Source organism: Nocardia sp. NPDC050378 (assembly GCF_040655675.1).
Taxonomy (GTDB): Bacteria; Actinomycetota; Actinomycetes; order Mycobacteriales; family Mycobacteriaceae; genus Nocardia; species Nocardia coubleae.
In genome coordinates this window covers 366,873-378,074 of record NZ_JBFAKI010000006.1, presented here as the reverse complement: position 1 = coordinate 378,074, position 11,202 = coordinate 366,873, and the positions used below count along the sequence as shown (strand labels likewise).

8 protein-coding genes are annotated in these 11,202 nt (G+C 65.9%); 2 read left to right on the top strand and 6 right to left on the bottom strand.

Translation table 11 applies throughout. The annotated features are described in order from the left end of the window. Positions 1-25: 25 nt before the first annotated feature. The 4 genes from AB0I35_RS16990 to AB0I35_RS16975 all read right to left on the bottom strand — a co-directional run bounded on the left by AB0I35_RS16990 (position 26) and on the right by AB0I35_RS16975 (position 5,918). Entirely contained in the window at positions 26-1,489 is a 1,464-nt protein-coding gene (locus AB0I35_RS16990; protein ID WP_357396932.1) for an aldehyde dehydrogenase, read from the bottom strand. 199 nt (positions 1,490-1,688) lie between these two features. Next, positions 1,689-1,913, bottom strand: a complete 225-nt coding sequence (locus AB0I35_RS16985) for a hypothetical protein (protein ID WP_357396931.1) — start codon at positions 1,911-1,913, stop codon at positions 1,689-1,691. Between the two features lie 2 nt (positions 1,914-1,915). Further along, entirely contained in the window at positions 1,916-3,856 is a 1,941-nt protein-coding gene (locus AB0I35_RS16980; protein WP_357396930.1) for a hydantoinase B/oxoprolinase family protein, read from the bottom strand. 10 nt (positions 3,857-3,866) lie between these two features. Further along, positions 3,867-5,918: a hydantoinase/oxoprolinase family protein gene (locus AB0I35_RS16975; RefSeq protein WP_357396929.1), complete on the bottom strand. Its 2,052-nt coding sequence runs from the start codon at positions 5,916-5,918 to the stop codon at positions 3,867-3,869. 454 nt (positions 5,919-6,372) lie between these two features. Between AB0I35_RS16975 and AB0I35_RS16970 the strand changes: the two genes are divergently transcribed. Then, positions 6,373-7,437, top strand: coding sequence for a 2,3-butanediol dehydrogenase (locus AB0I35_RS16970; RefSeq protein ID WP_357396928.1), 1,065 nt, complete (start codon positions 6,373-6,375; stop codon positions 7,435-7,437). A 145-nt stretch (positions 7,438-7,582) separates the two neighbouring features. Further along, on the top strand, positions 7,583-8,689 hold the full coding sequence (locus AB0I35_RS16965; protein ID WP_357396927.1) for a beta-propeller fold lactonase family protein: 1,107 nt from the start codon (positions 7,583-7,585) through the stop codon (positions 8,687-8,689). 84 nt (positions 8,690-8,773) lie between these two features. Here the strand turns inward: AB0I35_RS16965 and AB0I35_RS16960 are convergent, their stop codons facing one another. After that, positions 8,774-9,952 (bottom strand): beta-propeller fold lactonase family protein, encoded by a 1,179-nt coding sequence (locus AB0I35_RS16960; protein WP_357396926.1) that lies wholly within the window; start codon positions 9,950-9,952, stop codon positions 8,774-8,776. 50 nt (positions 9,953-10,002) lie between these two features. Beyond that, positions 10,003-11,154, bottom strand: coding sequence for a beta-propeller fold lactonase family protein (locus AB0I35_RS16955; protein ID WP_357396924.1), 1,152 nt, complete (start codon positions 11,152-11,154; stop codon positions 10,003-10,005). Positions 11,155-11,202: the final 48 nt, after the last annotated feature.

Sequence of the window (11,202 nt, the reverse complement as noted above, 5' to 3'; positions counted from 1 at the left end):
GATGTCCTTTCGTGTCGAGGTGTGGTCAGACGAGGGCGTCGGCCAGCGTCGCGGGGACACCGAACGAGGTGATCTCGGTGAAGGCGTCGAAACCCTCTAGGCCCGCCTCCCGACCGATGCCGCTGTGCTTGAAACCGCCCAGGGCCGCGTGGAAACCGGTGCTCGCCCCGTTCACCTCGACGCTTCCGGTCGCCAGACGCTGCGCGACCCGCATCGCCTGCTCGTCGTCGGCGCTGAACACCGCCCCGGACAGGCCGTAGAGCGAGTCGTTCGCGACGGCGACGGCCTCGTCCACGTCGTCGACGGCGATGACCGCGAGGACCGGACCGAAGATCTCCTCTCGGGCGATCGTCATATCGTTGGTGACGCCGGTGAACATCGTCGCTTCGACGAACTGGCCGGCGTCGAGTCCGGCGGGTCGACCGCCACCGACGGTGAGAATGGCTCCCTCGTCGAGTCCAGCCCGGATGTAGCCCTCGACGCGTGTGCGCTGCCGATCGCTGACGAGCGGACCGAGTTCGGTGGCAGGATCGCTCGGGTCGCCCACCTGAATAGCGCTGATCTCGCTCGCCAGCGCCTCGACCAGGTCGTCGTGAATCGAACGCGGTACGACGATGCGGGTCTTGTTGGTGCAGGCCTGGCCGTTGTAGCGGAAGGAGAGGGTGCGCAGGGCTTTGGCAGTGGACGCGATGTCGGCGTCGTCCAGCACGATGGCCGCGGACTTTCCGCCGAGTTCCAACGTGTACCGCCGCACGTCGTCGCCGCACAGCGACGCGATCCGGCGCCCGGCGGCCGTCGAGCCGGTGAACGACACCTTGTCGACCCCGGGATGAGTGACAAGGTATTCGCTCTCGGCCCGGTCGGCGGTGACGATGTTCAGCACGCCGTCCGGCACACCCGCCGCCGCGGCCGCCGCGGCGAGGTGGTTGGAACTCAGCGGAGCTTCCGGCGAGGGCTTGAGGATCACCGTGCAGCCCGCCAGCAGTGCGGGAGCGAGCTTGAGCATCGCCACCGAGATCGGCGCGTTCCACGGGATCACCGCGGCGACCACGCCGATCGCCCGCCGCACGACGAGCGCGTTGCCAAGCGCCGAGCGGCGCAGAGAGCGCCATGGATACTGTTGGGCCAGTTCGAGATTCGTATCGAGCAGCGCGAGTGCCGCCCCTGCCTGTGACGCCGTGGTCTGCGCGATCGGCACCCCCATCTCGGCTGTCACTGTCTCCGCGATCCGCGGCGCGTCGGCGGCCAGGTGCTCCCGGAAGCGACGAACCACTTCGGCACGTTCGCCCAGGGTCATGCGGGGCCAGGGCCCCTTGTCGAAGGCCTCCCGGGCCGCGGTCACCGCTGCGTCGACGTCGGCCTTCGACCCGGCGGCGACCGTACCGACAAGCTCACCGGAGAAGGGCGAGACAACATCGAACGTCGCATCCGAGGCCGCGGTCACCCAGTTACCGCCGATGAAGAAATGTGCCGCGTTGTCGAGTCGCACGGTTACCGCCTGTTCTATTTCGAAGGGAGGGCGACATTGTCGTGAGCACAGTCACTCCGCCCTGAAAATGTGCTGTAAACCTCTCACCAAAGATCTGCTGCCGCGCGGCCACAGTCAATTGGCGATTGGGAAATCCGGATTTCGCCGTACCGAAACGGGATCGATCATCGAACTCGGTCGGAGCGGGCTTTGCGCCCGGTTACAGCCGGTCGGAGAGCAACTCGACGACCCCGAGCTTCGGCCCGGGCTCTCGGGAGACCGAATAGAGGCAATTCGCGCACTTCACCACGTCGAACCAGCCGTCCTCGGCGAGGACGGGGTAGCGCCGCAACGAAGCGCTCGCGCATTCGGGGCAGGTGCCGGTGACGGGCTCGCGGTCGACCACCAAAGTCGGTTCTGTGGGTCGCGGAAAATGAATGGGCATGGCTACTCCTCGTCGGCGTTGCGCAGCCGCAACGTGGTGGTCTTCTCGATATCCACGTGCAGGCTCTCGGGGTCGCGGTCCGGGTCGCCGACGATGACGACGCCGTAGCGCTCAGCCGCCGCCTCGATCGAGACATAGCCGTCGCGCACATCGGTTTTCACCGCTTCGGGGTCTCGCACGAGCGGATCGCCCCATCCGCCACCACCGTTGGTCAGATAGCGAAAAGTGGCGCCAGGCTTGGTCGCCCAGGTGCGTTCACTGGCGTAGTACGCGTAGATCCCGGCGGGGTCGAGCCGGTTGGTCTCCGGATCCATCACTCCCGCAACAGGAGTCGCGTCGCGGTAGGCGTCGTCGCTGTCGGGGACGAAGCCGAGGTCCGCGCCATCCTGACCGAAGATCCACACACCGCCCTGGACGCCGTCTTCGCCGCCGTGCACACCGATCCCGCTCGGTTTCCGGAAGCGGAATGGCGCGACCTGATGCCTGGCCGGACCGGTCCACAGGATGTCCTTCATGATCGCGGCGCCGCCACGGTGCAGACCGGTGCCCGACGTATCGGCGGCGTACTCTTTGCGCATCACCATCACCGGAAATTGCGCTTCGATGCCTTCGGTCGCCGGGCTGATGATGTTGATCAGGTACGGGCAGACGTGCCCCTCCCCGTCGGCATGGCGGTCGGCACCGACAGGTCCCGTCTCCGCGCCTGCCACCGCCGAAGCGGCCCATGGCGTGCCGTCGGCGGTGACCCCGAACGCGTTGTGCACGTTGTTGGAACCACAATCGCCACCGATCGCCCGCTCCCCCAACGCATCACGCAGCGCATCGATGAGTGCGGTCATCACCGTGTTGGCGACTTCCCAGTAGAAGAAGATGGCGCCGTCGGGCGGCAGCGCACTGGCGATGGTGCCCGGCGGGATGACGATGTCGATGTTGCGGAACGAACCCGAGGTGAAGTGCCCGAGCGGATCGAGCAGCACCTTCAAGCCGACGCCGACAGCGGTCTTCGCGTCCAGCGCGCCCGCGTTGATCGCGGTCCTGGCCTGGCGGGAGGACCCGCTGAAGTCGGCTTCGATACGGTCGCCCCGCTTCACCACCTTCACCCGTACGAGGTATTCCTCGTCGGCGTCCTCGGCATCGGCATCGATGCTCGCCTTGCCCTCATAGTCCCCGTCGGGCAGCGAGGCGATGGCAAGCCGCATCCGTTCGGCCGTGGTGTCACACAGGTATTCGAGCGTGCCGAGGTACGCGTCGAGGCCATAGCGATCGATACTCTCCACGATCAGCGATTCGCCGAATCGACAGCAGCTGTGGATCGTCTTGTAGTCCGGCAGCTGGATTTCGCCGAAGCGGGAGTTGTCGAAGATGAGCGTGAACGTCTCGCGCACCGGCTCTTCGGCATGGAACAACAGTCGCGGACCGATGAGCAGTCCGGTCTCGTAGATGTTGCGCTTGTTGGTGTCGAAGCCGCCCGGGGTGATCCCACCGATGTCGATCACGTGTGCGCGCAGCACCATGAAGCTGACGACTCGGCCGCTGTGGAAGACCGGGCGGATGAAGCAGACGTCGTTGGCGTGATTGCCGACCCTGCTCGGGTCGTTGCAGATCAGCAGGTCGCCGGGAGCGAGGCGATCCACGCCGAATTCTTCGACCGCGGCGCGCACGCCGTCCTGAAGGGTGCCGAGGAATACGGTCAGGCCGTTGGTGGCCGCGACCATCCGGTAGTTCTGCTCCGGCGGCCCGATGATCGCGCAGACGTAGTCCATCGCGAGTGCGATGATCGGAGAGAAGGCCCGGTGGAGCAGTCCGGTGGCAACGTGCTGCGCCGCGGCGCGCAGGCGGTTGGACAGCACCGACGCGGTGAACGGGTCGGTGTCGTAGCGCGCGAGGAACTCGGCGTCGGACAGATCTCGCAGCAGCGTCGGTGTGATGGTTGGCGTGGTCATCGATGAACTCCTAGATCTCGGTGCCTGCGCGGGTGATGACGAGCTCGCCGGCCAGGCCGACTGTCGCCACCTGGCCGCGATGGACATAGGTGGTGCACAGCGGTTCACGGATCACCGCCGGCCCCGACACGGTGTCGTCGAGATAGAGATCGGCCCGCTCGTATTCCCCCGCCTCCAGTCCGTCGGCCTCGAGGTAGCGCAGCGTGATCGTCCGGCGCGGCTGGGGTGTGCCGCCGCCGGTGCGGGTCGGCGGCGCCGGGTAGTCCACCTTGTCGGTCGGGACCACCGCGTTGAGCCGGTAGGTCACCCCGAGCACCGAGTTGGCCGGGAACCGGTTGCCCGATTTCTGTTCGTAGTGATCGTGGAAGTTCGTGATCATCTGTTCGACGGCGGCAGCAGTGATCGGCCCGGCGGGTACCGGGACGAACGGGGTGTCCCACACCTGCCCCATCAACTGCCCGTCGAAGGTGCGCACGAATTCGGCGCGCTCGGCGTCGGCGCCCAGTGTCTCGCGCATCGCCGATTCCATCCGGCCGTAGATTCCATCGATCTCCTCGGCCGCGTCGGGAGTGAGCAGCCGGTACGCACTCCGTTTGTCGGCGTGCACCTGATCGGTACTCACCAGTCCCAGAGCGGAGAACAAGCCCGGATACGGCGGCACGATCACGCTGCGCAGCGGCATCTGCTCCAGCAACGCGGGCAACATCATCGGTCCCGCCGCGCCGAATGCGACCAGGGAGTACTCGCGCGGGTCGACACCGTTCTTCACGACGACATCGGTGATGCCTTCGGCGACGTTGTTCACCGCCATCTGGTAGGAGAAGCGAACCCGGTCGTCGAAAGAGAACCGGGAATCCAGTCGCTCGAAGGCTTGTCGCGACAGCTCCGGGTCCAGTCGGGAACGCCCGCCCGCGAAGCGTTCGCCGTCGAGAATGCCGATGAGCAGGAAAGCATCGGTCGTCGTCGGCTCCACGCCGCCGCGTCCGTAACAGGCGGGTCCGGGGTCGGCGCCCGCGCTCTCCGGGCCGACCCGAAGCTCGCCCGTCGGCGAGACGCGGACGAGGCTGCCGCCGCCGGCGCCCACGCTGACCACTTCGTTCGACAGCGTGCTGATCACCAGGTCGTGTTCGAGCTCGAAGGAGGTCTTGACCACGGGCTGATGCCCAGTAACCACGCTGATGTCGCACGAGGTGCCGCCGACGTCGGCGCACAACAGGTTGGCTTCATCGATCGTGCGCCCCAGATGCGCGCAGGCCATCGTCCCCGCCGCGGGACCGGAGAACAGGATGCGGGACGGCTGAGCCATGGCGACATCGACCGGCGCCAGGGTCGCCGCACAATCGGCGAAGTTGAGGTCTCCCCGAAAACCCAACTCCGCCAAGCCTTTCTGCAAGCGTTCGGAGTAGGTCCCGTAGATGATCTTGCACAACACATCGACGGTGGTCGTCGAGGCGCGCGCGTACTCGAGTGCCAGCGGCGAAACCTCGCTCGAGATCGAACACGGAATGTCGCCGAGCACCTCACGAACCAGCTCGCGCAATCGCCGTTCGTGCGCACCGTCGACGTAGGCGTTGAGCAGACAGATCGCCACGCCCTCGATGCCGCAGCGGCGCAGCACTTCCAGTTCGGTGCACGCCTGGTCCTCGTTCAGTTCGACGACCACCGCACCGGCTGCCGACAGCCGTTCCTCGATGCCCCGACGTAGGTAACGCGGAACGATCGGTCGGCGACTGACATCGCTGAAACTGCGCCGCCAGCCGGGGTCGGTATTGGCCTCGGCAGGCCGCAGGGCCCTGGCCATGTCGAGCATGTCCCGGTGCCCGAATGTCGTCAGAAAGCCGATCTTCGGAAGCCGTCGGGTGATGATCGCGTTCAGCCCGTGCGTGCTCGCGTGATTGAACGCGTCGACCTCGCCGACCCTGGCCTCCGCGGCACCTTCGAGCACACCTCGGTAAGTGTCGGTGACGTTGGTCGGGACCTTGATCGTTTCGATGGTGCCGTCCGTCACGCGCACGATGTCGGTGAATGTGCCACCGACATCGACACCGATCATGCTTTTCATCACGAACCTCCTGAGAAATGACGTTGTTCGAATCGGCGCGCACGGCACGGGACCCGCGATCGCGCACTCGGATGCCTGCGATCGGGCAGATGATCGGCGGCCGAGTGGCCCGCCCAGCCATGGTGACGAGGGTAGGAGTAGTGAGACCTAGGCCACAATCCAGCAACCGTCCGCCCACCATCCCGGAAGCGCACGTGGCCAACGATCCCTCAGCTTGACGTTTTCCGAATCGACTCTTCGAAAAATGTCAATTGAGCGCAGTATGGCCCCGGATATGATGACGATCACCACTTCGGGGAATTTCCCCGTACTCATGCTGCTTCCCATTGCCTTGCCGTCGAATTTCCTACTGGCTCACCGCAAGGCTTTTCAGCAGTTCATCGGAGCGCGAAACGATCCTGCAACTCGATTTCGCGACGCCTCTTCGCTACAACGATTCACCGGAGCATGAATTATGAAAGCAGTTCGCTACTACGGCAAGGGCGATGTGCGGTTCGAAACCGACGTTCCCGAGCCCGAACTCCTGCCGGGCACGATCATGATCGCACCGGCGTGGACCGGTTTGTGCGGGTCCGACCTGCACTTGTACTTCGAGGGGCCGTTGGTGCCCGTCTCACCGACCGCGGACGACGCACACCGGCTGACCGGCGAGAAGCTCCCGGTCGTGCTGGGTCACGAGTTCTCCGGTGTCGTCGAACAGATCGGTGCGGGTGTCACCGGGTTCAGCATCGGTGATCCAGTAGTGGTCGAACCCGTCAAGGGTTGCGGCAGTTGCGCGGCGTGTGACAGCGGTCGTTACAACGCCTGTGGAGCGATGGCCTGTCTCGGAATCTCCGGCGGCGGTGGCGGATTGGCCGAACATGTGGTCGTCTCCCCCGAGCGGGTTCATCACATCGGAGACATGCCGCTGGACGAAGCGGCGCTCATCGAGCCGCTCTGCGTCGGCTACCACGCGGTGAAGCAGTCCGGGGCGAAGGAAGGTGACATCGTCGTCGTCGCCGGTGCCGGACCGGTCGGCCTCCTCGCCGCCGCCTCGCTCAAAGGCATCGGCGCCACCACGATCGTCAGCGAAGTCTCGCCGATCCGGCGCCAGACCGCCATCGACACCGGTGTCGCGGACTACGTGGTGAACCCGGCGGCGGAATCACTGGCCGACAAGGTCACCGACCTCACCGGCGGTCGCGGCGCCGACGTCGCCGTCGACTGTGCTGGGGTGCAGGCGGCGCTGGACGAGCTTCTGCAGGTCGTCAAGGTCGGTGGCGTCGTCGAGATCGTCGCGATGTACAACGGCAAGCCCGAGATCGACATGGCAGCACTGGTTTTCAAGGAGATCACCGTGCAAGGGTCGGTCGGCTACGCCGACGATCACGCCGCGGTCATCGAACTGGTGCGCGCCGGGAAGATCCCGCTGGCCCCATTCATCACCTCCCGCATCCGGGCGGAGAACTTCGTCGAAGACGGCCTCAAGTACTTGCAAGCGGAGAAGGACACGCAGGTCAAGATGATCGTCCAGCTGTAGTCCCGGTCGCGGGTCGGCCCGGCCCCCACGCGTCGCCGCTGCCGATCTCCCCATTCATCACGCGGTCTCCCGCCACCCGACCGGACCAGCCGGTCCGCGTGGTGGGAGCCGTGTCCCACCCACAAGCACGTTTCAGGAGACAGCAGTGACAGCCGACGTCCACCGATCCCTCATCGATCGGCTCTACGTGGTAGCGCAAAGCGGGGGTATCGCCGCTTTCGACCTTTTCGACGACGGATCGATGAGACCGCTGGCGGGGTCCCCGTACCCGACGGGGGCGGGAACCTTCTGCATCATCGCGAGCCCGGACCGCCGGTTCGTCTATGTCGCGGCGGGGATGGGCCTCGGCATGCCGATCAGCTTCCGCCAGATGTACTCTCCGCAACTGATCACCCTGCGTGTCCAGGAGGACGGCAGCCTGCGGCCCGTGGGTGAGCCGCTCGCCCTGCCGCGGCGGTTCACGCCGGTGTCGATGGCGCTCTCCGCTGACGGCCGCAATCTCTATCTTGGTGTCGGTCGTGGACCCGCCGGGTTCTTCGGCGGCAAGCTGGCTCATTTCCGAGTCGATGAGCAGGGGATTCCTTCTCCGGTCGGAGATCCGGTCCGACTGGGACGACTCACCGACGGTGCGGCGCAGCCGATCATCTCACCTGACGGCACGCACGTGTACGTTGCGAGCGCCATCGCGAAGTCGGTGGTTCGTCTGCGGATCCGCGAAGACGGCAGTCTGTCCGACCCCGTCGATCGGGTCCTGTCTTCGGGCGTCTTCCCGATTACGCCCGGCATTTCGCCCGACGGCCGCTTCTTGTATGTGGCCAACGAGCATTCGCAGTCGATCACCGGATTTCGGCTCCACGAGGACGGCTCACTCGACGAACTCCCCGGGTCGCCGTACCCGACGGGCAAAATTCCACACAACCCCGCGTTCAGCAAGGACGGGCGCTTCGTCTACTTCGCCAACACGTTCACCAACACCATCACCGGTTACGAGATTCAAGCCGACGGTGCACTCCAGCCGACTCCGGGTTCGCCCTACGAGACGCCCGTAGGACCCGCGACGGTGACCCGCTCCACCGACGGCAACTGGCTCTATCTGGTGTCCTCACCGGTCTTCAAGGACGGGTCACACGTCTTCGTGACCAGCTATCACATCGAGGGTGACGGTCGACTGGTGCCGTCCGGCCATCGCCCGGAACCGACCGGCCTGCGATTCGCCGACGGCCCCAGCGCCATCGCGCTGCCGATCGGCTGAGCCCGACCCTCGGAGTCCAGCGAGGAGGCCGGTAGTTGTGTCGACAACTACCGGCCTCTTCGCTGTTCGCTCACCAGAACCGAGCTATTCGCTCACCAGAACCGATGCGGCCGAAAACAGCAGCCCGGTGTTCACCGGTTCTCGGCTGTCCGCTTCCAATCGGCCGTCGTCGGCGACGCTGTAGCTGCGCAATGCCACGAAAGGGGTGGGCGCGGAGCCGATGATGTCGACGGCGTGGAGCGCACGCCCGTCGGAAGAAATGAGCACCTGCCCCGGGACCGTCCCGAGGGGCCCGCCCGGGTACGGTGAGCCTGGAAGTTCGCTCAGCGAACCGTCCGACTGCACCTCGTAGCCGGTGACGTTGTTGGACAGGGCATTCGGTGTGTACAGGAACCTGCCTTCCGGAGAGATGGTGAGCCCGTGCGGAGTTGACCCGGCCCGGAACGGCGACCCGGTCACTTCGCGCAGGCTTCCGTTCGACTCGATCCGAAACGCCGAGATGTTCCCCGTGAACTCGTTGGAGGTGTACAGATACCTGCCATCCGGGGAGATGGTCGGACTCACCGGACCACCGCCGCAGGCGAACTCTTCCCTCGCCTCCGACAACGAGCCGTCCGAATGCAACTCGAACCGCCTGATCGTCCCGCCGAGATAGTTGGCCACGTAGACGTTGCGGCTGTCGGGTGAGACCACCAGCATCGACGCCGGGATTCCACCGAGATCACCCAGCGGACCGGCCGGAACCGAATAGCCCAGTTCGACCGGCACTCCATCCTGCTGCAGAGCATAGGACCGCAGGGTCATGCCCCCGCTGAGGCTCGGTCCCGTGGCGAGCACGAGATGACGACCGTCGGGGGACAGATTCATGCTCAGCGGGGCTTCCGGCACAGCCACGGGTGTGCCGGGTACGGGCGTCAACGAGCCACCGGGGCCGATCGAGAACACGACGATCTCGGTGGCGGGCCCGGCGGAGACGGTGTAGAGAAACCGACGGTCGGGCGAGACCTTGATCGTCAGCGCACCGAAGCCGGTACGGATCGGTGTTCCCGCGATCTGCTGTGGCGCGGCTCCCGCTGAGACTTCGTAGCCGATGACATTGCCGGTGGCGGCTGCCGACAGGTACAGGTGGTCGACGGCGGCGCCTGGCTCGGCCGTTGCCGACCCCGACCCCATCGGAAGGGGTGCCATGAGCGCTGCCACCGCGGCGATCGTGCCGACACCGGTGCGACATCGAGACCGACGGTCGGCCGAGTTTCTTTTCATGATTCTCATGATCGGTTTCCGTTCACTTGATCGGAGCGGAGCGAGCGCTGTCACGGGGTCTTCACCATCGTCGGCCCGTCACCGAAGACGACCCCGGTATCGACCGCCGGCATGCTCGACGGTGCGAGGCTGCCGTCCGCGCGGACGTCGAAGGTGTGTATCCGCGAGGTCACGTTGATGGTCAGCGTGTCGGCGGCGTAGAGGCGCTTTTCGTCGTCACTGAGCACGGCCATGCCCGGGCCCGAACCGATCGGCGCGGAATACGGCGAGTTCGGCAGCGGAGTGAGAGCGCCGTCCGCGCCGATCGAGAACCCGGCGACCGAACCACCCGCGACCTGCGGGACATAGACCCGAGTCCCGTCGGCGGTGACCACGGCCGCGTGCGGCATGGTGCCCGCGGGATAGGGCGAGCCGGGCGTCGGGGTCAGTTCACCGTTCGGCCCGATGGCGAACCCGGAGATCTTGCCGCCCTGCTCCTGACTGACGTAGACGAATCGTCCGTCCGGCGTGTACCCGGGGTTCACCGGAACGGTACCGGCCGCCACCGGCTCGCCCACGGCGGTCAGTTCCCCGTTCGCGCCGATCCTGAAGACGGTGACGGTACCGTCGACGACACTCGTCCAGTGCAGGAATCTGCCGGTTGGGTCCACTGTGACCATCGGAGCCAACCCCAGACCTGCGACCTCCAGGGTGGAGCGCGGTGAGAGCGCCCCGGTGGTCGAAATCGCGTAGGTGCTGATCTTGCCGGGTGCGCCACCTTGACCGACGAACAACAGTCGCCCGTCGGGGCTTACCGCAGACGTGGCGACCGGGCCACCATTCATCGGGACCTCGGCACCCGGAATCGGAACCATCGAACCATCCGCGGAAATGCGATACCCGGTGACCCGCTGCGTGCCCACTTGTGTCACGTACACGTTGTTGCTGCCCGGTGCGTTCACCACCGAAAAGATGCCGGGCCCTACGGAGAACGGCGATCCGGCCACCGGGGCGAGCGCCCCGTCCGGCGCGATATGTAAGACGGCTACGTCGCCGGCGAGCGTACCCGCCAGCGTCAGGAACCGAGAGTTGTCGTCGGGGGCGGCAGAGGCACCCGACGTCGCGCCCGCGCTGGTCAGCAAGAGCACCGTGAGCACTGCGGCGGCTTTCTTGATCCCTGCCACGCCCTGGGGAATATGTCTACTACGCACGAAAGTCGTCACTGACTCTCCTCATGAAGCCGTTCATCGCGAACGGAATTTACACTTGAC